Below are 22466 nucleotides of genomic sequence, written 5' to 3' on the forward strand. Positions count from 1 at the left end.
AGATTTGAGCAACAACGCCCTAAGAGGTGACTATCAAGTGCTCACTACACCCAGTCGGGCTCAGTATCGGCCCTTGTCTTGAACGAGCTTTGCTTGATAGTCGATACCATTAACATTATCAGACGCATGATATTATCTCTGCCGTTTGGCCGCTTTGTGCTTGATAACGTGTTTGTTTTTTTTAATAATATCACATCAGCCTTGCCAGTTTATGTGCTGTCGCTACCGTGGCCTTATTAAAGCCTATTCGCGTTTTTAATTGAGTTATCCATTGGTTGAGTGCGTCATCTTTTTTGTGTGCATGACTAACAACGGTTCTCGCACCGTGGATGAGTTGTTTCCGTAAATAGCTGTCACCACGCTTAGTAATACCATAAATCTGGCTTTTATTTCCTGAGGCATATTGCCTCGGTGTTAGCCCAAGCCAGACAGCGAGTTCTTTAGGGCCATTAAAAGCCTGGCCTTTGTCGATACAAGCTTCAAAAGCGGAGGCTATTACATGACCAATACCCGGTATGCTGAGCAGTATCGGTCCTGTTTCGGTTTGCTCTACCTTCTGTTTTATCAACTTATTGAGGTCTTTGAGTTGCTTAGTTATTTGCAAGTATTCATCATAAACTTGGTTGAGGAGATATCTGAGTAAAGGTCTCTGCTCACTGTCATTGATAATATCCCAGATGTTTTGTTCAAAAGCGGTAAAACCTTGTGGGAAAACAAAGCCAAAATCAACCAATAACCCTCGAATTTGATTGGTGCAAGCAATGCGCTGCTTGATTAACCGGTCTCTTATTCGGTGCATCATCAAGACCTCTTGCTGGGCCTCTGACTTAATTGGCACAAAACGAATATTAGGTCTTGAACTTGCTTCAAAGATAGCTAATGCATCGTTACTGTCATTTTTATTCCCGCGAACAAATGGGGTAACATGTTGAGCGGGTATCAACTTAACGTTATGACCAAATTGTAAACCGACACGGCCCCAATAGTGTGATGAATAACAGGCCTCCATAACCACAGTGCAAGCAGGCGTGTTGCATAACAGCTCTTTAAGCTGATTTCTGTTCAGCCGTTTGTTATAGACTTTCTTAGCATCTGCAGTCATTCCAAGTACTTGGAATACATTCTTTGCAAGATCGATAGCAATAGTGGTAACTTTCATAGTGGACGCTCCTTAATGTAACTGAATGGTCGACATCAGTTTGGCGCATTGACGCCGAATTAGGGAGCGTCCATCTCATCAGCCATCGTTAATTGCACTTCCTATAGCTGTGACTAAAATTTAATCATGGTGATGTGATTGGAGTGAGTTATGCCTCGCCCTAGAAGAACGCTAATCAGTATCGAAGACACGCCTTATTATCATTGTTGTAGCCGTGTCGTGCGCCGCGCATATCTCTGTGGTGATGATAAGTACACAGGGAAAAACTATGACCATCGACGTGGTTGGGTTGAGGCGCAAGTGCTTAAATTATCTGACGTCTTTGCGATTGATGTGGCTGCCTATGCGGTGATGAGTAATCATTTGCATATTGTGTTATATATCGATTTAGATAAAGCCAATGTCTGGTCAGATAGGGAGGTGGTAGAACAATGGCATCAATGCTTTAACGGCACAGCACTCACACAAAAATTTGCTCGAGGTGAAGTGATTGATGAGCACCAAGTGAGTCAGTTAAAACATCTTATTGCGACTTACCGCTCACGGCTGAGTGATATTAGCTGGTTTATGCGATGCCTTAATGAGCCGATTGCTAGGCAAGCCAACTTTGAAGATAACTGCACGGGTCATTTCTGGGAAGGACGGTTTAAATCTCAAGCGCTTTTGGATGAAGCGGCAGTGCTGGCTTGTATGGCCTACGTTGAACTTAATCCTATTCGGGCTAAGATGGCCAATACGCCAGAGAATTCAGACTACACCAGCCTTCAATTGCGAGTCAACGCGGCAATCAATGGAAAGCAGCCTACCAGATTACTTCCCTTTATTGGGAATGAACGACTTAATCAACCCAAAGGCATAAACTTCGCGCTGAAAGACTATCTTGAATTAATTGATGAAACAGGTCGTATTATTCGAGATGATAAACGCGGGGCAATCTCAGCCAATGCAGATAAGATATTAACGAGGTTAAACATTCCTGCTGAAAATTGGCTCAAAATCACCACAGAGTTTGGGCACCTATTTCATGGGCCAGTAGGGACACTGCAAGAGCTAAGTCGCTACTGTGAACACTTAAATAAAAGACGACGGCATTTTTCTACGAGTTGTGAGTATCTGAAAGTAGGCTAGGCGCTGGATTTACGTAATTAGTGCAACAGAGCTCTAATATACCTCCAATAGAATCTTCCTCAGTTTATCAACAGAGCAAATACTCCTTGCCTGAAAATCAACTTTTTACGACAAAAAGCATCATTTTGTTAAGAGCACTCGGTTATATGAGCTTAACATTCCTTCCTTTCATGAGTTGATATTTGCAGAACGTTGAAGGCTCGCGGGGATGTCGGTATGTTATTGATTAATAATGGCTGGCTATGATTTTTATGGCTATGATTTTTATGACGTGCTTCAGTCAATTTTTCTACGGCAGCGGCGATTTTATCCTGCTGCCCCACCACATCAAGGCCATCTTGGCGGTATCCGCCTGATTGAACTCCCCTGCTAACCGACCGATGAAGGCCAGTGTTATGAGTTAACAATTCTCAACAAAGGCAGCTAAATCAAGACAGGCATAGTTAATTGATAAAGTTATGCCTGTCCCATCTCTTTTGTTATCCCACCTTTTCCCCTTTGGGGGCGAGGGTAGACTATAATCATTTTCTAATATTGATTCATCCGAAATTTTATACCCTTTATCAATGTTCTCTTTAGCACAAAGATACAAAATATAGTTTACTGAATCCTGCGCACCATACGGATGAAATTTGAAATCAGCGGAGCAATATCCAACAATATTTCGATCTCTGCTTAACACATCAAGTCTTCCTTCAGCGCACCCGATTAAAAGTGGGAGTAAAGATACCAAGCCATAATGCTTCATGCTATTTCCTTTTTTACATAATGCCACGATAAGAATCGGTTAATAATCAACCGGAATGTTTAGCAAAGCAGAGCTCCATCCACAGCGATTTGATTATGTTGAATAGCTTATGATGTTAATATGGGGCACATTTTTCTTCATAATGTTCATCATTAAAATTGTATATTATCTGAGGGATATTTATGTTCATATTGTTATCAATTAAAACTTGCAATAGACGGCCTCTTTCACTCCAACATAAGTAACCATTAATTATTTCACACCATTCCCAATCTTCCAATGAGACAGTCTCTGTAAAAGTCTCTGTTACTGTTACAATTTTATGATTCTCCCAAAAACGTCCTTTACCTTCTAAACAACGATCACCAGTTGAATCAACCACCTTAATTAAACTAGCCTCGTTATTCAACTGTTTCATATAAGTTGATAGGCCTTTACTTGAACTATCGAGCAACCACCCATCATTTATTAACCTTGCTTCGTAAATGCCATGCTTTAAAATTTGAGCATTCCTAGGAGTAGACTTTAATTCGTTACTTATAAACTTGCTATAACTATCACTACCGTCAAGCAGCATATACTGTTTATTATTTACAAATAAACCACCACCCCAACCTCCAACATTTCGCCAAAAAGATATAGCTTTAATCCAAGGAGAATATGAAATAACCGTGTACCCTTCTCCCTTCTTATTAGCTGAATAAATGAAATATTTTCCATCAGGTGATATGTCACTAAAATATTCGTAAATACGGCCTTTTAGCCATTGGCTCAGTGAAATTTTATTTGTTTTAACGTTCCAACCGTACACCGCTACTTTTGATGCAGAAGCACGCCGAATAACAAGAGCATTTTCACTATTAGAAGGAACTAGAACAAAAACCCTCGGAGGGAATGCTTCAAATTTACTCATCGAATAATACTACCTTTCTAGGAAAAAACATAATGTTCTGCTAACAGACTAAATATAATCAGTTAGAATAATTGATGAAGAAGTGAAAACCAACTGCTATGAGTCCTTTTGAATGACTTACTTGAGCCAATAAACTTTTAAGCACAAAATGATTATCATGCGTTGCAATAATTTTGGATTTGGGATGACTTTTTTATCTTTTGTACTAGCTAGAGGCCCAAAACCATATCGCTCAACTCCAACCTATCGATATAGTTAGGTTAAATGTATATTTTTGACGCCATAATCGTTAGTTAGCTACTCTTACTTTTGATTCCATCCTTAACAGGAATGACTCACTCAGGCATTGGACAATGATGAAAAAATAATAATACTGAAATTTGATACAGACTCTCCTGCTCTGCTATTAAAAAGGACAATTTATCACTAGCTCAGGTTTGTTCAACACTTATAATTAAGCAACATTTAGCACCATGATAGTTTCATCAAACTCATCTTGCTCAACAACACTAAAATCAAAGCGTTCAAAGAAGCCTTTCATTACATCATGTCCTTCAACGTAGCATATTGAAATAGCTTTATAAGCTTCTCGTAATTTGATTTCATCGAGAGCTAACTTAATCGCTTTCGTACCATAACCTTTCCCCTGATGCTGTACATAAATCATAAATTGGTCAATATAAATTTCATTTGGCTTATCATTTTCATCATTAGGAAAGTACTGAATAAAGCCAACGGGGTCTTCATTAGAATAGATTGCTCGATTAACATAGTGTTCGTTAAATTTAGAACCTGCGATTGATTCGGCATTTAAAGCGACAAACTCTTCTTGCTCTTTTGTAATTTCTAGTAAGATAATATCTTTCCAATTATCTTTAGTTACTTCTCGTAAACTAATTGCCATAGCTAAATAATACTCCTTGTTACCTAACGCCACACTAAGAAAGAAATAATTGCTGGTTAAAATAAGCGATGAAGGAGCAAAAGCTCACTGTTATTTGCCCTGCTTGAGTGGCTTGTTGAACGAAGCCACTGTATAGCTTAATTACGTTTTGAAAGTTCCATTATCCAATTGGTTTCCCAACTTTCACCATCATCTTTAGAAAATGCTTGCTCCCATACAGGAAAATCTGGGTTATCTAAAATCCAAGTAAACCTTATCTTTACTGGTACACCACTATATTCTTCATTTGCATAAAAAAGACCTTTTCCATTTACAAATTCGCCTAAAACTGGTTTATCAATTACATCTGGCATCCGCCCGTCAAGCCACCAGATAGCCCATTTTTTAGAATTTTCATTATATGAGCGAATTGCTTTTGCTCGAAATGAAGATTCTGGAAAATCAATAATATGATCTTCTATATTTCCATTACCACCGAGAGTTTTAATGGCTGATGACACTCCTGAAAATTCAACCCACTCATCGCTACCATTTAGAATATCTTTTAATCGTTTGTGTTTTATGTCCCAATTGCCAACTATAAAGTCAAAATCACTTGATGAAGATGCTAATTCTGATACCACAATAATTCCTTATGTATTGGTTTACTTTATCGTTACGATAACACAAACAACTGTATATTTAAACAGTGGCTTATTTACAAATGAGCTAACACATAGTAATATAACCTAAATATAATAGCCTTCATTCGCAAGCCTCTATAATTCAACTCTTTCATATTTTGTCCAAACAATGATATTGCCGAACAGGGGAACCACCCAAACGGACGTTTGTTGATCCTGATGAATCCGATAATAAAACAGCGCTTCATCACGAATATTATCCTTCCTTATTTCTCGATACAAGTCCATAGCAGATGCACTCACCGTCTCAGGTTTAATGAGGTTTTTTTGAGTTAACTTTACATGAAAAACATCCACCTCTAGCTTATCAAACATTCCTTTATATTGCTCAAACTGCCCACGTATTTGATATTTAATCGGTGTTGTTAAACAATCCTCGTCTGTCATACAGGTAGAAGAGTAAAATTGCCCATTACTTTCCCCTTCGTAAACCAAAGATATTCCCAGATCAGCACGAACTAACAGCTCATTAGCGACAGGGAAATAAATGTCGCCATAGTAATGGTGTTCAACGAATTCAGGCTCTACATCTGTTTTTTGCCCTTGATTTTCAAATGTTACATTCGGTGGTATTAACACTCTATTGTAGCGGATCCTATTTTCCATTTTTTGACTTAATTCAATGAATTTACTCATGTCTAAAGCAGCCGGATCCGAATTAATTGCCGCCAGATTAATCATTTGATCAGCAATACAATGTCCCTCATTATTGGTTGGGCAACTAGCAAAAGAATAATGCTGTCCATCAGTAAATGCGAAAGCATCAAAACGGTCAATGGCAGGAATAGAATTGGTCTCGGGAGCTATTTTTTTTTGCCACATGAAAGGATCCAGTTTATCCACCCCTTTAGGGTAAACAAGCACTGCATTCTCATGGGTGCCTCCTATATTAAGAGAGATCGTTTTATCTGCACGCCATTTACTCACCTCTTGCTTAACAGCAAAATAATCGCTGTTAAGCCAGCCAAACATAATGAGTAAGATAACCACAAATATCCCACAGGCTTTAGCCATTAATGGTACTGCAGTAATGGGCTTTTTTATCGCTCCCCACTTGTTTTTAGCCGCCACCTTTACATCAACATTCACTGAGAGATGCAGTTGATACCCACGTCTAGCGATGGTTTTGAGTTGCACTTCGGGATAAGGTTCTAACTTCTTTCTGAGAGTACTGATACACTGAGTCAAGGAAGTTAACGCTACAACACGATCAGGCCATCCAACCTGCAAGAGTTCGTCTTTATCACAAATGGCATCAGGCGTTGAGAGTAGCCTAGATAGTAAGGCAGATTCAGAAAAAGTGAGCTCTATTCTGGTGCTATTAACATGATCAACAAGATGGTTAGCTTCACAATTTAATGTCAAGTAAGGTGTCACTTCTAACAACGTATACCTCTTTTATCACCCTATGGTCTTTAATTGATATGATTAATCTTTTTTTAGGATTACATGCATTATATATTTCCCCAAATTTTACAATACTTTAACGGTTATTGAGCTGGGTAATGAATGAGTATAAAAGGGTACTCTAACAATGATATGTCTTCAATTAAAATATCATAAATAATGTTTCCATTAAAAACAATATCATAATAAACAATGAGTTATGCATTTAACTTATACAACATATCTTAGAAAAAGAACCCGTTATCTTACCAAGATTAACACTTAAAAATAATCAATACACCGACAGTATGGACAACCCTATATGACAAAGCATAACTTGGGTTTCTTTTAATCGGCGATTAAATTAGAATTGCCGCTATTCACATTCGAACTAAGACTTCAAGGCCTATTCATGAAACTTACAGCCCTCACTCAGCCACTTTTCGATCATCTTTATCGTGACATACTCCAGTTCCGTTCAACCTTTGATTTACCCAGTGAAGATGAAACCACATTGGATGATAAAGCTGACACATTGCACACATCATTGGCCATTGAAGAGCTCACCGAACTTGCCGAAGCTGATACTCGTATCGAGCAAGCAGATGCCATTGTTGACTCAGTTTACGTGCTTATGGGCCGTCTCGTTCACCTTGGCGCCTCACAGGTTAACGATCGCATTGAAATTAGCTACATTATAGATCTGCTGTTAAATGTCGCTAAAAACCGTGAAATTGATTTTTTAACTTGTTGGGATGAAGTACATTCAAGCAACATGAGTAAGGTATGCCGCAACGAAACTGAGCTTGCCGAAACGGTTGAGTTTTACGCTAAACAAGGTGTTGAAATTATAGGTAGCCAGCAAGGTGACTTTATCATTGCTAAGTGCGCAAAAGATGTCGATATGGCAGGTAAAGTGGTACGTCAAGGAAAAGTGCTCAAGTCCGTATATTATCGCCCAGCAGATTTAGCTAAATTAGTACAAGCTTAGGTCGTTCATTTTTGGGTGTACTTATTTTTAAAGGCTTTACCGCCTAGAGTATGCTTTCTTTGTGTTATTGATTGCTGAGATCTAGCACCAAATACAGAGAAAGCACCTCATTTTATAGGGTTAAAATAGCTGGTTAAATTAAAAATTAACCCCCTAATCAGCTAATTTACATTTCATTTGATAGATAATCCCTATAATAAGCTTGGTAAAAGTCACCAAATCTGAACGTAAGATTAACTGTCAGCAAGTGATGGTTCAAACTTCTTCAACAAAAAGTATCGATGATGCCCTTTGGGAATGCCCTCCACCTTCCCTACAACCTCATACCCAAGCTTTGCATAAAACCCTGGAGCCTGAAAAGAAAGGGTGTCTAGCTCAGCTGACATACAGCCTCGTTTCTTGGCCTCAACCTCGGCCTGCTCCATCAACCTACGACCAAGACCTGTTCCTCTGACTTTTTTATCTACCCACACAACGCTAATAAGGTAATGATTAAAAATAGTTTGTCCTGCGACTCCACCAATCAGTTTACCATTTTCGTCATGAGCAACCACTGATAATGGTTTTGATTTTTCATCTCCCATCATCTCAGTGTTGTATTCGCGAACACCTGCGACGAGAGCATCGAAACTAACCTCATCAGTTGCATTAATAACGTTAATTTCCATTTAACTATCTCCAAGATTATTACTTATTGAACTAACATCAGTTGCATTTAATATGAGTTAGCCACAGACATTCACCTGCTCTTCATGACGCAATGTTAATACTTCATATCCGTCAGCTGTAACAGCAATCGTATGCTCCCACTGAGCAGACAGTTTTTTATCTCGAGTCACCACTGTCCACCCATCTTTTTTTAATTTCACTTTTGAGGCGCCTTGATTAATCATTGGCTCAATAGTAAACGTCATGCCTTCCTTAAGCACCTCACCCGTATTGGGAGTTCCATAGTGCATAACTTGTGGCGCTTCGTGCATCTCTCTGCCTATGCCATGGCCACAATATTCACGTACAACCGAATACCCATTAGCTGTTGCAAACTTTTGAATAGCATGACCCACATCCCCTAAGGTCACGCCAGGTTTTACAACATTAATGCCTTGCCACATTGCTTGATATGTTTTTTCAACCAATCGTTTCGCAATCGGTGAAACATCATCGATCATATACATTTTACTTGAATCGGCAATGAAACCATTTTTCTCTAATGTAATATCGATATTAACAATATCACCCGATTTTAAAAACCTGACTTTAGAAGGAACCCCATGGCATACGACATCATTGACTGACGTATTTAGCACAAATGGAAAGTCATATTGCCCTTTACTTGCGGGTCTGGACTTTAACTCATTAACAATAAACTCTTCTGCTAAGTCATTAACTTGCATAGTCGACATACCACGAACCACGAGAGGGTCTAGATACGCAAATACTGAAGCCAATAATTGACCTGATTTACGCATAAAATCTAATTCAGCATTGCTCTTTAACACCACTTTACTCATCAGATGCTCCATCCATGTCGACTTCAGCAAGTCTCAACTGCTCACGTATGATCTCGGTATATGTCATATTGGGATTGGTTTCTGCAAGCATGCCAATTTTAATCCAAAATTCTGACTGTGAATTGATCGAACGAACCATCGCAGCACTGGCTTTTCTAATTTCCTCATGCAGTTCATTGCTAATTTTAACGATACCCATAACAAAACCAATATACAAAACATATACACATCATATACTCCAAGTGTAAAAAATAAAACTAACTTCACACGAATCGTTCATGGAAGTGATTAAAAACTCTAACTCACGCATATTTTAATTAAACAAGGCAGATACTTATAAACATGGGCTTGGCAAGAGCTCATTTTTACGAGAAGATGCATTTGCCTTAGGCAGTGAATAAAACTTAATGCTAGATCCAAGTAATTAAGTTAAACATGGATGTGCCACCACTCCTTAACGCAATTTGTGACCCTCATTTAATTGGGTCCAACTAACAACAACTGATAATGAATATCAGGATCAGCTTATCCCAGTGAGAATTTAAGGAAAAATAACATGAACATAAAAATGAAGTATCTCCCGCTTGCAGCAGCGGTAACCGCAGTGCTAACCTCTCAGGCAGCTTTTGCGGTTGATTTTCATGGTTATATGCGCTCAGGTATTGGTGTGTCCGATAATGGTGACATGCAAACTTACAGCAATCATAAAGTCGGTCGATTAGGCAATGAATCTGAGACTTACGCTGAAATCCAGTTAGGTCAAGAAGTATACAATAAAGATGATATGAGTTTTTACGTTGACTCTATGATTGCAATGGTAGCCGGAGATCAGGGCCGCGATTGGGAAAGCACCGCTGATGGCAGCGCAGATTTCGCCTTGCGCCAGTTTAACGTACAAGCTAAAGGTCTGTTTGGTGGCGATGAAACCACTTGGGCCGGTAAACGATATTATCAGCGCCATGATATTCATATTTCAGATACTTATTACTGGGATGTCTCTGGTGCTGGTGCTGGTGTTGAGAACATTCAACTTGGTGCCGGTAAGTTATCTGTCGCAGTTGTGCGCAATGACCCTAATGACTTGCTTGATAGTGATATTCGATACAATTTGGTTGGCGGTGATTATATATTAGTGAACAATGACGGTTCACCTTTCGATGGTTATCCCGTTACTGAACTCGTTTCTCGCGTCAATACCAATACATTAGATATCCGTTATGCTGGCATCTCACTTTGGAGCGATGCCTCGCTTGAAGTCGGCTACGATTATGCTAAAGCAAATTTGACCGATGAGCAAAAACGCTTTAACTCTGATTACAAAGATGGTCACATGTTCACTGCAGAGCTGACTCAATCTATGGTTGGCGGCTTCAATAAAACCGTTGCCCAGTACTTTATCGACGGACTTGCTGCACAGGGCGTAGATTATGGGTCTGGCAGCGGTAGTGGTTTAAGTCAAAGTGCTGGCAGGGGTGATGGTTTTCGTTTGATCAACTTCGGTGTGTTGGCCGTTAACGATAAAATCGAATTCGGCCATCAAGTCTTATATGCTGAAGCAAATGGATTGGGAGAAGGGATCACCAGTGATGTCACAGATCAAGACACCTTTTCAGTTGTTATACGTCCTATGTACAAGTGGAACGATATCATGAAAACTATCGTTGAGTTAGGATACCATAAAGACAACTCAACTTTTAATGGTGATAACATCAGCAATAATGGTAGTAAATATACCATAGCGCAGGCCTGGTCCGCAGGTCCCGGCTTCATGGCTCGCCCTGAGATCCGTGTATTTGCGTCATACATTACTGCTGATGGTCAATTCCGTCCTGACGAATATGGTGTTTTACAAGACAACGCTTGGAACTTTGGTATCCAAGCTGAAGCTTGGTGGTAACATTTAGTTAAGTAAATTCCTAGTGCCCTTTTATAATAGGGCACTTTTTTGATGTTAAGCAGTAAGGTTTACACAATGAAATATTCCACATTCACACTCATGTTTTTTTTTCTCTTTTAACTGGCTGCGCTTCATTTGAATCAGTAATCGCTCCCACTCAGGCCTACAAAAACCTTCTCGACAGTCGTGAAATGGCGATGCAAGAGTTAAACCAAGCCAGTAATTGCTGCAATGCTATGAGCACATTCCAATATACAGAATTAGCTGCCACGAGTGATAAGCTGATTGCTATCGATAACACTTCACCTGTATTTCAATTTCTAGAAGGAAAAAGTTTTTTTAGCGCTTTTCATCTCCCTCTTCACTCTGGTGATCTACAAATAAAAGTCGAAGGCTTGATGGATAAAACAGTATTCAATCCCAGTGTACTAATGCTAGACAGCCAATTCAACGTCACTCGAACAATAGGCAAGGATGTATTTACCTATCAACCAGCTTATCTCTTGGATGGTGATCGAGTAGAGGCTAGCTTTACCGTTGACCGTTCGTATATAGGTAATCCAAAAAATGAAACGTATATGATTATCTACACTGATTATTCACGATTAGCTGATTCAACTCAAGCCATTAGCCCTTCGAAACAAATGACAAAATCATTAAACGTACAAGATTATGGTATGAAAGATCCATTAGTCCCTCATTCGGCATGGGGACTGCTTAAGGTTTCAAGTGATGATATGGGACTGATTAAAGGAGGAGAAAATTACTATAAACCTGTTTATCAAGCCCCCATCAATGGTGGTGCCAATAAAACTGAAACCGTGATAGTAACCGCAACTCAGATCACACCGACATCAGTGATGCTGACCGAAAGTGAAATCTTATATCAGTCAAAAATTAAACAAGCCGTATTGAACCATGATATCGATAAAGCCATGGCATTAGTTAGTGAAGCAGAAAAAGCAGGCTCAACAACCGCTAAGACCACCTTTATTGAGGCCGTAAAGAGTTCTCAAAAAATTGATGTAAAGTAGATTGGATAACAAATCATTTATTAATTAATGAGAATAATACCTTTATTCTCATTAATTATAAAAGGCCATTTGTTCCAGCCCTATCACCGCGAACTAAGCCATCGATCACCAGCATTATTGGGTCATTAGTCTTCAAGCATCTTTAGGTTAAAGAAATATTTTTGAGGTATTTTTTTAAATGCTTCGGTCATATTATTATTATCGATAATAATTCTCACTCTAGAAGATAGGTAAGCTTTTGTAAATAAAGCCTTATTACTTTTGTGATGTTTAAACAATTCAAAAAAACTGCCATTTTCAAAAGATGTGATAAGCCCTATCCTGACCGCATCATAGAGCTCCCTATTATCATGATTCACAAAAAATAGCCGACCAAATGGATAAATTAAAACGATGTTACTTTCTATTGTAAGTTTACTATTTAATTTTTTATTTTTATATGTTTCAAGTAAATAATGAGCCTCATTGGCTCCTAATGGAAAATAATCAAATCTATTACTATCCAGCATTTTGAAAAGATTTATGATGTTAGGGGCTTCAATAACTTCTAACCCTGCATTTTTTAAAATAGACACATCAGACCAACCTCTGCCTTGCCCTGCTACTTTTTCTCTCAAGTTTTCCATTGTTTTTATTCGGTCAAAAATAGACTGATTATCACCGTGAATGACAAATATTCTCCATCCATTCAATCCTAAATCAATTGGGATATAAATGGGCAAAAATTCACTTTCAAACTCCTTACTAGTACCAAAATCAGCGATACTTACTTTATTATCTTTTATTAATTTTCTTATGCGCAATGGGCTTACGCTGTAGTTACTCACCGTAAGTTCAAAATCAACCCCAGAATTTTCTAATGCCAGTTTTAAAGCTGCATAACCAAATAAATTAACCCCATCACCATTCACATTGGGATAGACAACCATTAGCTTTGCCATAGTTTCAATTGAAAAAAAGCTAATGAAAACTAATAAAAACAGATGCCTTAACCTTAATTTCATTAATTTCCCCCTTCGTAGCCACTTATCATAACCTGCATGCCGTATTGAATGCTGTTATTTTAAAATACGCTTTATAATAAACATAGACTAATTCTGATAAAATAAAGTGTTATCATCAATCCACTTGACTTTTTTTACGCACGAATACTAAATGTTCACACGAACAACCACCATCAACAAAAACATATTGTTAACAACCACTTAGTCATAAATATCAACTAAATCATTAAGATAATTAAGCGATAATAGAAATGAGTGGCGACGACATAAAATTGATTATCCAATAGGATAATCAATTAATTTAACACATATGGAAAATTCGAGAAATAAGATGAATGACAGACTATGATATTGGATTACAAATAAGATTTATTCTCCAAGCATATTTAAATTAAAAAAGTATTTTTCAGGGATACGTTTAAACTCTTCACTCATATTACTATTACCTATATTAATTTGTATCCTATCACTAAGATTAGCCTTTTCAAATAGCGACTTATTACTTTTATGATGCCTAAAAAGTTTGAAAAAACTTCCATCTGAAAAAGATTTAACCAGCCCCTTCCTTACTGCATCATATAATTCAATGTTATTTTTCTTAACAAAAAACAATCTTCCAAAAGGATAAATTAACACAATATTTTTTTCAACAATTAGATTATCTAACTTTTCTTTATTTTTATATGTTTCAAGTAAATAATGAGCCTCGTTAGCGCCTAATGGAAAGTAATCAAATCGATGATTATTTACCATTTTAAATAAATTGATAAGATCAGGAGCCTCAACAACGGGTAAATCTGCACTTCTTAAAATATCAGCATCTGGCCAACCAATACCTTGTCCAGCAACTTTATCAGCCAAAGATTCTATTGTTTTTATCTGATCAAACACTAATTGGGACTCTCTATTGATAACAAAAATTCTCCACCCATTCAGTCCCAAATCAATTGGGATATAAATAGGTAAAAATTCGTCTTCAAAATCTTGGCTAGTTCCAAAGTCGGAAATACTGATTTTACTGTCTTTTATTAATTTTCTGATCCTAAGAGTATTTACAGCATAATCACTAACAACCAGTTCAAAATCAACTCCCGATTTTTCTAATGCAAGCTTTAAAGCTGCATATCCAAATAAATTAATCCCATCACCATTCACATTAGGATAAACAACCATTAACTTTGCCACAGCCACCCTTGGGGAAAAACACCAGATAACTGATAGAAATAAATATATAACCATTAATTTCATTAACTTAAATTCACCTATATTGTCAACTTAATGTACAGCTACCTACAATTCACTACACAATAAATATAGTCCAATTTTAAAAATTAACCTTCAGAAGTCACTCATTGAGCATGCTTAGTGATCAAACACATAACAGCTATATTACTTAAATAACTGATTCTATGATTTAAATGAAAATGACATTGTAATGATAGATCATGATGAACCCAGATAATGTGCCGGATGAAGAGACGAAAAGTGTAGCGTGAAATTTAAACGAAGAGTGTCAACGACCTTGAAAACACCGCTTGTGTAGTCTAGTTATTCTACACCAACGAGCGATAACGCAGTAGAAAGGGTTAACAACAAAGATAAATAATACACTCACATTAGCACAAACACTGTAACAAATGACTGTTAATCATTAATAGAAATACATAAATCTATCGATAAAACTTCCATTAAAATCACATACAAGATAGTTAAGAATATTACCCTTTAAAATATAAAACAATCAGTCTAAACAACTTGAAAATCAATATAAAAATAATGCTTAAAACAAAAAATATACACTTTAACTAGTTATATTACCTACACAAAAAAATCAAGGTAAAATATCACCTATTATCTACAGCACTAATTTACAGGCTCCTATGTAACTAGACCAATAATAAAAAATCATTTAATCAACAAAAAATAAATTTATTTTATAAATTTAGCAACAAATATTATTTACAAGCTTTACGTAGTGTGCTTTTATAGTCGGCAGGACTAAAAAACAAACAATATTAAGCACATTTATTCAAATTATTTATATAATTAATAAGGATTGATATGAAAAGAATGACATTAACTTTGCTATTATTGACCGTGAATTTTTTTCCCGTTAGCAGTTATTCCTATGCGCAACAAAAAAACTCTTCTTTAGATTTAGCCGATATCAGCACAAGCGTCTCTGAAGCTAAACGCCAAATAGCACTAGATCTCAGCCGCCAATACAACAAAATAGCCCCCTTTCTTCAATCTAACATTGATCAATATAGTTTAGCGCTTGATGCTAATGAAATATTTCAATCAAGTGGAATCGACTCCAAGTCGATACGACAAGCAGAATTCACTATTCGTCGAGCTAAAGGACTTCAATTAACTGAAAATATTATTATTTCAGATCCATCATCATATCAATCTCAAACAAAACCCATAGCAAATCTACTCCAATTACGCTTAGCTGATGCCACTATGTTAGCCAGTTGGCAAAAAGGAGCATCTCCACTATTTGCATTTGAACCTGAAGGAAATGATGAACAATGGGTCAATATTGAAGCATACGATATTAATGGTAATGTCCACCTTCTAGATGTATACCAACTTCCTAAGCAACCAGTGTTAATCGTTAGCCTTGATAAACAGCAAGCTACCCGTGAGGGTATAGCAGTAATGAAAAAAATATTTTCTTCAAATCAAACTTTAACAAAGTCAAAATTAAACAAGAATAAAAGTTCGATTCTATCTGATACACAAGTTGAACAACCTATTTCATGCACGGTAATAGAACAAATAAGTCTGAAAAATGATCGCGAGCCTTGGGTGTCTGGCAAAGCTGATATCTATGGTATCGTCACTGGGATTAATCCAACTCGCGATGAGCCAACGCTAGATGTGGTTGATATGCATTATTTAGATTATGACAAACAAGAATATTACCCGAATCAAATTATTATACATTGGGAACGTTATCGCTGGTCAGCTGCAGATTTAGTATTAATGGAGCACGACGATGCGACTAATTACAGAGATTTAGCTACTGCCCTTTTAGTCGCTGCTGGAGATATTTTAAAAACCATTCCGGATCCTGAAGTGCAAAGTTATGCAGCGATAACAAAGATCACTAATGGACTCTTAAATGCAATGCCAGAATCTTGGTTTATTAATGATGATGATTACGTTGATGTCTATTATACACTACAAGAAGGTGTGACTTACTCAAGCCATCCAGGCTCTACTGATAATGCAAATACAACCTTTAAGCCACTGATGATTCAACCTAGATAATAATAAAATGATACCTAAATAACATAAAAATCAACTTAAATCGGTTGATTTTTATGTTATCTAAGGGTCGATTCAACGATGCTATGGTCTACACTTTAGTGATAAAACTATTTTTTGAGCCATAGAAGATGTACCGAAAATTTCAACTAGCAAGTTTATTACTACTGCTTGTCAATGCAATGGCACAAGCAACGGATAAACAAGAAATTACTCTAGCTTATTACGTTGAGCCAAACTCCAATTTATACGGTAAGTGGACTGAACTTATTTATACTGATGCTTTTGCTCGCTTAGACATTGTTTTTACATATCGTGTTATGCCCGCCATAAGAGCAAGCAAAATGGCTGATTTAGGCAGAGTTGATGGCGAAGCTGCTAGGACTTTAACATACGAAGCCGAGCATACTAATTTAGTCCGCATAAAAGAGCCTATTATGCTCACCAACATCAGTGCTTTTACTCATAACCCAGCAATTAGTGTTAATTCATGGGATGACATTAAAAATAGCCAATATAAGGTTGAATATTACCGTGGAGTAGTCATAGCCCATCAGCGTCTATCTAGCCACAGCCATTTAGAAAACGTAACGGATTCATCTGTCCCCATCAACTCATTACGTAAGTTAATTCGTGGAAGAATTGATGTTTACATCGACGTTGCAGCGCTCATCAAAGAACTCTTACTCAGTCCAGAATTCAGTAATGAGCACATCCAAATGGTTACTACATTAGAAGAATTTAAAGTATATGGCTACCTACACAAACGCCATACAGCTCTTGCCATTAAATTAGCAGAGGTATTCCATAAAATGAAGTCAGAAGGCCTATTCGAAGTATATTTCAATCAAGCAAGAGATTTTATCGATAGTCAAAATCAACCATAACAAAGTAATAAAAATAAAAGCCAGCTAATAAGGCAGACAATCCCCTTTGAGCTGATGGCACATTTTGGCCATTTGATAACGAATTAAGTTATAGGTGAGTCATATCCTCCATAGCTCCTACTTTACAAGCTCTGGCAACAGGCTTCTCAACATTAAACGATTACCCAACATATAGTGTTCTACTCACGGTAACCCAATTCTATTTCCAATCGATGCACGTATAAATCTGCTACATCCGTAACAGGATACCTCATCGGCTATATTATTGATGTCAAAACAGCGTATTCTTTGCCGTCAACCCTCTTTACAACTCATATGGCAGCGCTGGTCATCCTTTTCTGATATGTGAATACTTTTTAATTGAACGATTTTATCACTACCCGCCAAGCTACGAATAACCTAATATCGGACATTTTTCTCAAGGGAATTCACCAATGTCGCTCGTTACCTGCCGATTACCACTAATAAAAATCTAGGAAATTGGGCTCACATTCTGCATCATCTAAAAGATCAATCGATCGATAAATCACTAAATGATCGGTATTAGCCTTTTAGTGGCGCTTTTTATGCTTCTCAATACAAAAATTCAGATCGTATAGTTAAAGCCAGGGGTGATATTGATAACTGAGTTGCACAGGATGTCAGTGCCTTATTAGGATAAATAATCTAAATTTGAGTCAGATAACACCTAAGTTGTACTCCACATTCGATTTATGTCGTACAATTAGTATTATTCTAAATGATTTTGAGATAGTTATGGCTGGTAAAGAACGTCAAGTCACGTTAAGGTTTCTGGCTGAGCCTGCAGATGTCAATTTTGGCGGCAAGGTTCACGGTGGGGCTGTGATGAAATGGATTGATCTTGCGGCTTACGCTTGCGCTGCAGCATGGAGCGGTAAATATTGTATTACGGCTTATGCTGGCGGCATACGCTTTGTACAGCCTATTCATGTAGGTAATATTGTTGAGACAAGTGCCAAAGTCATCTATACAGGTCGAACGTCAATGCATCTAGGAATAGATGTCAAAGCCGGAGATCCTAAACAGCCTGAACGTCATTTAACGACTCACTGCATCGTGATCATGGTTGCTGTCGATGAAGAAGGCAAGCCTTGCGAGGTGCCTGAGTGGCAACCTGTTTTTGTTGAAGATATTAACCTTAGGGATTCTGCGATACGTTTAATGGAAATGCGTAAAAAAATAGGGGAAGAGATGGAGGCGCACGTTCAGTAGCTTGTTACCTATTTGTCCTTGCTTAATAAGACGCCTTGATGCGTCTTTTTTATGGCTAAAATTCAGTATTTGCTATTTTTTATCTTAAATGTAAAGTCAACAATAATGTCCTAGTCCATTTGGGGTATAGTATTCTCAAGTTTACCGAGATGCAGGATTCAGTATCTTGAAATAACTTTGGCATCAACTTAATTCAATAGGAATAAAAATGGCAAAAGTTGCATTTATAGGCTTAGGCGTGATGGGCTATCCAATGGCAGGGTATTTAGCTAAAAATGGCCATCAAGTGACGGTGTATAACCGTACTCAAACAAAAGCGGATGCCTGGGTAAAAGAATTTGGTGGTATGTCGGAGCCGACACCACTTGCTGCGGCCAAAGATCAGGAATTTGTGTTTATCTGTGTAGGCAATGATGAGGATCTTCGACAAGTCACTATCGATGAAACAGGGGTGTTAAATGGCATGAAAAGCGGCGCTGTGCTTGTCGATCACACCACTGCTTCTGCTGATATTGCCCGAGAAATAGGCACTTTAGCTGCGCTCAAAGGGGTAGGTTTTCTTGATGCCCCCGTATCAGGTGGACAAGCTGGGGCCGAAAATGGCGTACTAACCGTGATGGCTGGAGGAAATGAGTCGACTTTTGCACAGGCTAAACCTGTTATTAACGCTTATGCTCGTTGTGTCGAGTTACTTGGTGAGGTTGGCGCAGGTCAGTTAACTAAGATGGTTAATCAAATCTGTATTGCTGGCGTCGTACAGGGTCTGGCTGAAGGACTTCATTTTGCTCGTAGTGCAGGACTCGATGGCGAAAAGGTTGTCGAAGTAATAAGCAAAGGCGCTGCGCAATCTTGGCAAATGGAAAACCGTTATCAAACCATGTGGCAGGGTGAGTATAACTTAGGTTTTGCTGTTGATTGGATGCGTAAAGATTTAAATATTGCCTTGAATGAAGCACGTAAAAATGGCTCTCAATTACCGCTTACAGCGTTAATTGATCAATTTTATTGCGAAGTACAAACAATGGGGGGAAGTCGTTGGGATACTTCGAGTCTATTAGCTAAGCTTGAAAAAAATAGGCAGTAATATACACCATTACTCAATAAAAAGGATTGCAACGGCAATCCTTTTTATTAAATGTTAAATCGTTCATTCTGGATCTAGCACAATATGCTCCAATTCAACCGCTGCCACAGTATGCAGTGCGTCCATTGTTGCACCCACGAGAGAGATTTTGCCATTAGCAGATTCGATCAAAACAGCTCGCTTAATTTCACTAAAATCCTGATTGTGTCTTACCATCGTTGACAAAGCCATCTGCATCGGCAACATCGATGGATTAAAAGCAGCATTCTCTGCATAACGGCCGCAATAAGTCGAACCATCTTTGGTTTCAAGTACAACAGCTGCGTAGCTGTTTGTATAAGGTGCATAACTTAAGCTGGCGTGATCCAAGGCTTCGATTATCACAGGATCTGCACTTGCCAAACTTAACTCATGTTGTTGCTTAGATAATAATGGCTCAGTAATGCCAAGATCATGTGGGCCAAATGCGTAAGGTAGATAATAGGCTAAAGGCTGGGCTTTTTGCTCAGGGAGGTGAATAACGATCTTTTGCCCCTCTATCATCTCATTCATAAATTGACGACAATGACCGCAAGGTGAAAAATTAATGACGACAGCTAAGATCTGACGTTCACCACTGAGCCAAGCATGACTGATGGCACTTTGTTCGGCATGCACAGTGTGAAACAGTGCTTCGCTAGAGAGTTCTAAGTTTGCTCCCATGTAAATATCGCCACTTTCTCCTTTAACGATAGCGCCGACACGAAATTCACTAATGGGAGATTGAGCAAATGCAGCGGCAATAGGAAGCAGTGCCAGTAAAAGTTGGTTTTCTTCTAATTGAGTTTTCCTCACAAGCATATCCAGTTGCTGAGCATCAATATGCCCAGCAAAGTCAGCATTAAGGAGAGGGATCAGTGCATGTGCTAATGATGTCGGCAATTGAGCGATGCACGTTATAAATCTATCTTGCATATTCTCGATCCTATTAGAGGCTGTTTATCTTTCGAGCTTGAATGTTGCTCAATCTCAATGAATGTAGTGTAAGGCGTCGGGCGATGAGGCTTAATCGGTTAAGAAAAAAGCCTGCAACACAGCAATAATGTCATTGAATTACATTTCAATGAGAGATTGATTATAAGTTGCTCAGATAATGGCATAAAGCCGTTAATAATTTTTGTTTACCTTCATCTTGTGATGTTTCATTAACCAAGTTTTCTAAGGTGAACATATAATCAGGATCATGGAGTCTCTGTTGACAAAACTCTCGCCATTTCATCGATTCTGATTCATCAAACAATTCAGGGTAATTGCGCCCTCGGTATCTAAATAGCATCTCTTTCAGTCGGCTATCATCAAATTGTAGTTCAAGGGCAGCTAAATTTAACGGTAGTGTATGACGGATGATTTCCATTTTGGCTTTATCAGCTGAACTAAAAAAGCCGCCACTGTAGAGCTGTAAATCAGGATCCGTTGAGCTGGATTCATATTCGACATCAAATACAGCGACTAGTTTTTCTCTTAATTCTGGGTGTTGTTTAAGCCGTTGATACTGTTCCCTAGCGAATGCTTTGTTAATATCAAGTCGCTCAGCATTGTCATCAGTTAATATTTTTGTCGATGCAATAAAGGGGCATTTATTGATGTGTATTTGCTTAACACTGATGGGCAGTTCATCGGGGGCGAGATCGGCCCGTTTGGTGTACATGCGCGCTCTTATTTGTTCTACATCGAGCTCAATTAATGGCGAAATATCCATGGCTAAATTGACACAAATGATGGCATTTTTATTGGTTAAATGATGGGCTACTGGGGCTATGATACTGGTGCAGCCATGGCGTGAATGGATTTTTGAGCTCACATGAACCAATGGTTGCATATTGAGCACGTCAATTAACTTAGACACTTCTTGTTTTTTTCTTAGCCCAAAGAAATAGTCAAACAATTTAGGTTGTTTTTCTTTGACAAGCTTAGCCATATCGATAGTGGCATAAACATCAGACATGGCATCATGGGCTTGTTCATGGTTTAAACCATTAGCCCGTGTTAAGTCTTCGAGCTTAAAACTTGGCGAGCCATCTTCTTTTAGTGGCCACTCAATACCGTCAGGCCTAAAGGCATAGCATGCCCTGATCAGATCGATGATATCCCAGCGTGAATTACCTTGTTGCCATTCGCGTGCATAAGGATCATAAAAATTACGGTAAAAACCATGACGAGACACTTCATCATCGAAACGAATAGAGTTATAACCGGCAACACAAGTATTCGCTTGAGAAAATAGATGATGGATCTTGCCAATAAATTCAGCTTCACAGATCCCTTTTAAGTTAGCTAATTGTGGTGTAATGCCTGTGATTAAAATGGCGATCGGTGATGGCAGATAATCATTGGCAAGCTTGCAATAAAATGTTTCCGGCTCACCAATAATATTAAGATCAAAATCGGTACGGATCCCAGCAAATTGTGAAGGCCTATCTTTGGCTGGATTCGCGCCGAATGTTTCATAATCATGCCAAAATATAGACTCTATTTTATCTGGTTTCATCAACCTTTCACTCCATTTATTTTTTCATCTAAAACAGCTGTATTTACAGTACTTCCCATAAATTTCATTTCAATTCTATTCATTTCGTTTCTTGATGCATC

21 protein-coding genes and 1 pseudogene are annotated in these 22466 nt (G+C 38.1%); 8 read left to right on the forward strand and 14 right to left on the reverse strand.

The genetic code is table 11. From position 1 onward, the window contains the following. Positions 1-190: 190 nt before the first annotated feature. The gene (locus HQQ94_RS19905; protein WP_173296055.1) at positions 191-1159 is read right to left on the reverse strand and encodes an IS110 family transposase; all 969 of its coding nucleotides are present in this window, start codon (positions 1157-1159) and stop codon (positions 191-193) included. A 150-nt stretch (positions 1160-1309) separates the two neighbouring features. Here HQQ94_RS19905 and HQQ94_RS19910 point away from each other — a divergent pair, with 150 nt between their 5' ends. After that, positions 1310-2287, forward strand: coding sequence for a transposase (locus HQQ94_RS19910; protein ID WP_173296056.1), 978 nt, complete (start codon positions 1310-1312; stop codon positions 2285-2287). Positions 2288-2687: 400 nt separating this feature from the next. Here HQQ94_RS19910 and HQQ94_RS19915 read toward each other — a convergent pair whose 3' ends face one another. The 5 genes from HQQ94_RS19915 to HQQ94_RS19935 all read right to left on the reverse strand — a co-directional run bounded on the left by HQQ94_RS19915 (position 2688) and on the right by HQQ94_RS19935 (position 6921). Beyond that, entirely contained in the window at positions 2688-3035 is a 348-nt protein-coding gene (locus HQQ94_RS19915) for a hypothetical protein (RefSeq protein ID WP_173296057.1), read from the reverse strand. A gap of 115 nt (positions 3036-3150) precedes the next feature. Beyond that, on the reverse strand, positions 3151-3948 hold the full coding sequence (locus HQQ94_RS19920) for a hypothetical protein (RefSeq protein ID WP_173296058.1): 798 nt from the start codon (positions 3946-3948) through the stop codon (positions 3151-3153). 454 nt (positions 3949-4402) lie between these two features. Then, positions 4403-4852, reverse strand: a complete 450-nt coding sequence (locus HQQ94_RS19925; RefSeq protein WP_173296059.1) for a GNAT family N-acetyltransferase — start codon at positions 4850-4852, stop codon at positions 4403-4405. A 137-nt stretch (positions 4853-4989) separates the two neighbouring features. Then, complete coding sequence (locus HQQ94_RS19930; RefSeq protein WP_217274079.1) at positions 4990-5475, reverse strand: DUF1579 domain-containing protein; 486 nt, start codon at positions 5473-5475, stop codon at positions 4990-4992. Positions 5476-5610: 135 nt separating this feature from the next. After that, positions 5611-6921 carry a winged helix-turn-helix domain-containing protein gene (locus tag HQQ94_RS19935; RefSeq protein WP_173296060.1) on the reverse strand — a complete coding sequence of 437 codons (1311 nt, stop codon included), beginning with the start codon at positions 6919-6921 and terminating at the stop codon, positions 5611-5613. A gap of 412 nt (positions 6922-7333) precedes the next feature. On the opposite strand from HQQ94_RS19935, the gene HQQ94_RS19940 reads away from it, so the two are divergent. Further along, positions 7334-7912: a nucleoside triphosphate pyrophosphohydrolase family protein gene (locus HQQ94_RS19940; RefSeq protein ID WP_173296061.1), complete on the forward strand. Its 579-nt coding sequence runs from the start codon at positions 7334-7336 to the stop codon at positions 7910-7912. A gap of 233 nt (positions 7913-8145) precedes the next feature. Here HQQ94_RS19940 and HQQ94_RS19945 read toward each other — a convergent pair whose 3' ends face one another. The 3 genes from HQQ94_RS19945 to HQQ94_RS19955 are packed head-to-tail and all read right to left on the reverse strand — an operon-like array spanning position 8146 to position 9622. Beyond that, positions 8146-8580 carry a GNAT family N-acetyltransferase gene (locus tag HQQ94_RS19945; RefSeq protein ID WP_173296062.1) on the reverse strand — a complete coding sequence of 145 codons (435 nt, stop codon included), beginning with the start codon at positions 8578-8580 and terminating at the stop codon, positions 8146-8148. Between the two features lie 57 nt (positions 8581-8637). Then, complete coding sequence (map, locus tag HQQ94_RS19950; protein WP_173296063.1) at positions 8638-9423, reverse strand: type I methionyl aminopeptidase; 786 nt, start codon at positions 9421-9423, stop codon at positions 8638-8640. Continuing rightward, the gene (locus HQQ94_RS19955) at positions 9416-9622 is read right to left on the reverse strand and encodes a ParD-like family protein (protein WP_173296064.1); all 207 of its coding nucleotides are present in this window, start codon (positions 9620-9622) and stop codon (positions 9416-9418) included. The genes map and HQQ94_RS19955 overlap by 8 nt, the downstream gene beginning before the upstream one ends. A gap of 357 nt (positions 9623-9979) precedes the next feature. Between HQQ94_RS19955 and HQQ94_RS19960 the strand changes: the two genes are divergently transcribed. Next, positions 9980-11320, forward strand: a complete 1341-nt coding sequence (locus HQQ94_RS19960; protein ID WP_217274080.1) for a maltoporin — start codon at positions 9980-9982, stop codon at positions 11318-11320. A 197-nt stretch (positions 11321-11517) separates the two neighbouring features. Beyond that, on the forward strand, positions 11518-12354 hold the full coding sequence (locus tag HQQ94_RS19965; RefSeq protein ID WP_173296065.1) for a MalM family protein: 837 nt from the start codon (positions 11518-11520) through the stop codon (positions 12352-12354). A gap of 125 nt (positions 12355-12479) precedes the next feature. Here the strand turns inward: HQQ94_RS19965 and HQQ94_RS19970 are convergent, their stop codons facing one another. After that, entirely contained in the window at positions 12480-13358 is an 879-nt protein-coding gene (locus HQQ94_RS19970; RefSeq protein WP_173296066.1) for a transporter substrate-binding domain-containing protein, read from the reverse strand. A 369-nt stretch (positions 13359-13727) separates the two neighbouring features. Next, positions 13728-14606 (reverse strand): transporter substrate-binding domain-containing protein, encoded by an 879-nt coding sequence (locus tag HQQ94_RS19975; protein ID WP_173296067.1) that lies wholly within the window; start codon positions 14604-14606, stop codon positions 13728-13730. Between the two features lie 813 nt (positions 14607-15419). On the opposite strand from HQQ94_RS19975, the gene HQQ94_RS19980 reads away from it, so the two are divergent. Together HQQ94_RS19980 and HQQ94_RS19985 are read left to right on the forward strand one after the other, a co-directional pair. After that, on the forward strand, positions 15420-16637 hold the full coding sequence (locus HQQ94_RS19980; RefSeq protein ID WP_173296068.1) for a DUF3103 family protein: 1218 nt from the start codon (positions 15420-15422) through the stop codon (positions 16635-16637). A 128-nt stretch (positions 16638-16765) separates the two neighbouring features. After that, complete coding sequence (locus HQQ94_RS19985) at positions 16766-17521, forward strand: hypothetical protein (protein ID WP_173296069.1); 756 nt, start codon at positions 16766-16768, stop codon at positions 17519-17521. Positions 17522-17548: 27 nt separating this feature from the next. Here the strand turns inward: HQQ94_RS19985 and HQQ94_RS19990 are convergent. Continuing rightward, positions 17549-17976, reverse strand: a pseudogene (locus HQQ94_RS19990) (IS4 family transposase); the annotation flags it as partial. A gap of 301 nt (positions 17977-18277) precedes the next feature. Here HQQ94_RS19990 and HQQ94_RS19995 point away from each other — a divergent pair. Together HQQ94_RS19995 and HQQ94_RS20000 are read left to right on the forward strand one after the other, a co-directional pair. Continuing rightward, the gene (locus tag HQQ94_RS19995; protein WP_173296070.1) at positions 18278-18754 is read left to right on the forward strand and encodes an acyl-CoA thioesterase; all 477 of its coding nucleotides are present in this window, start codon (positions 18278-18280) and stop codon (positions 18752-18754) included. Positions 18755-18962: 208 nt separating this feature from the next. Continuing rightward, positions 18963-19838, forward strand: a complete 876-nt coding sequence (locus HQQ94_RS20000) for an NAD(P)-dependent oxidoreductase (protein WP_173296071.1) — start codon at positions 18963-18965, stop codon at positions 19836-19838. Between the two features lie 63 nt (positions 19839-19901). On the opposite strand, the gene cdd is transcribed toward HQQ94_RS20000, so the two are convergent. Continuing rightward, on the reverse strand, positions 19902-20792 hold the full coding sequence (cdd, locus tag HQQ94_RS20005) for a cytidine deaminase (protein WP_173296072.1): 891 nt from the start codon (positions 20790-20792) through the stop codon (positions 19902-19904). 160 nt (positions 20793-20952) lie between these two features. Continuing rightward, positions 20953-22365 (reverse strand): exodeoxyribonuclease I, encoded by a 1413-nt coding sequence (gene sbcB / locus HQQ94_RS20010; protein ID WP_173296073.1) that lies wholly within the window; start codon positions 22363-22365, stop codon positions 20953-20955. Positions 22366-22466 lie beyond the last annotated feature (101 nt).

This window comes from Shewanella sp. VB17 (genome assembly GCF_013248905.1).
In the GTDB taxonomy this organism is placed as follows: Bacteria; Pseudomonadota; Gammaproteobacteria; order Enterobacterales; family Shewanellaceae; genus Shewanella.

What these genes read in the sequence shown, in the direction of transcription:
- HQQ94_RS19905 (WP_173296055.1), bottom strand. Translation starts at nt 1,159, where the DNA reads ATGAAAGTTACCACTATTGCTATCGATCTTGCAAAGAATGTATTCCAA.
- HQQ94_RS19910 (WP_173296056.1), top strand. Translation starts at nt 1,310, where the DNA reads ATGCCTCGCCCTAGAAGAACGCTAATCAGTATCGAAGACACGCCTTAT.
- HQQ94_RS19915 (WP_173296057.1), bottom strand. Translation starts at nt 3,035, where the DNA reads ATGAAGCATTATGGCTTGGTATCTTTACTCCCACTTTTAATCGGGTGC.
- HQQ94_RS19920 (WP_173296058.1), bottom strand. Translation starts at nt 3,948, where the DNA reads ATGAGTAAATTTGAAGCATTCCCTCCGAGGGTTTTTGTTCTAGTTCCT.
- HQQ94_RS19925 (WP_173296059.1), bottom strand. Translation starts at nt 4,852, where the DNA reads ATGGCAATTAGTTTACGAGAAGTAACTAAAGATAATTGGAAAGATATT.
- HQQ94_RS19940 (WP_173296061.1), top strand. Translation starts at nt 7,334, where the DNA reads ATGAAACTTACAGCCCTCACTCAGCCACTTTTCGATCATCTTTATCGT.
- HQQ94_RS19945 (WP_173296062.1), bottom strand. Translation starts at nt 8,580, where the DNA reads ATGGAAATTAACGTTATTAATGCAACTGATGAGGTTAGTTTCGATGCT.
- map (WP_173296063.1), bottom strand. Translation starts at nt 9,423, where the DNA reads ATGAGTAAAGTGGTGTTAAAGAGCAATGCTGAATTAGATTTTATGCGT.
- HQQ94_RS19955 (WP_173296064.1), bottom strand. Translation starts at nt 9,622, where the DNA reads ATGGGTATCGTTAAAATTAGCAATGAACTGCATGAGGAAATTAGAAAA.
- HQQ94_RS19960 (WP_217274080.1), top strand. Translation starts at nt 9,980, where the DNA reads ATGAACATAAAAATGAAGTATCTCCCGCTTGCAGCAGCGGTAACCGCA.
- HQQ94_RS19965 (WP_173296065.1), top strand. Translation starts at nt 11,518, where the DNA reads ATGCAAGAGTTAAACCAAGCCAGTAATTGCTGCAATGCTATGAGCACA.
- HQQ94_RS19970 (WP_173296066.1), bottom strand. Translation starts at nt 13,358, where the DNA reads ATGAAATTAAGGTTAAGGCATCTGTTTTTATTAGTTTTCATTAGCTTT.
- HQQ94_RS19975 (WP_173296067.1), bottom strand. Translation starts at nt 14,606, where the DNA reads ATGAAATTAATGGTTATATATTTATTTCTATCAGTTATCTGGTGTTTT.
- HQQ94_RS19980 (WP_173296068.1), top strand. Translation starts at nt 15,420, where the DNA reads ATGAAAAGAATGACATTAACTTTGCTATTATTGACCGTGAATTTTTTT.
- HQQ94_RS19985 (WP_173296069.1), top strand. Translation starts at nt 16,766, where the DNA reads ATGTACCGAAAATTTCAACTAGCAAGTTTATTACTACTGCTTGTCAAT.
- HQQ94_RS19995 (WP_173296070.1), top strand. Translation starts at nt 18,278, where the DNA reads ATGGCTGGTAAAGAACGTCAAGTCACGTTAAGGTTTCTGGCTGAGCCT.
- HQQ94_RS20000 (WP_173296071.1), top strand. Translation starts at nt 18,963, where the DNA reads ATGGCAAAAGTTGCATTTATAGGCTTAGGCGTGATGGGCTATCCAATG.
- cdd (WP_173296072.1), bottom strand. Translation starts at nt 20,792, where the DNA reads ATGCAAGATAGATTTATAACGTGCATCGCTCAATTGCCGACATCATTA.
- sbcB (WP_173296073.1), bottom strand. Translation starts at nt 22,365, where the DNA reads ATGAAACCAGATAAAATAGAGTCTATATTTTGGCATGATTATGAAACA.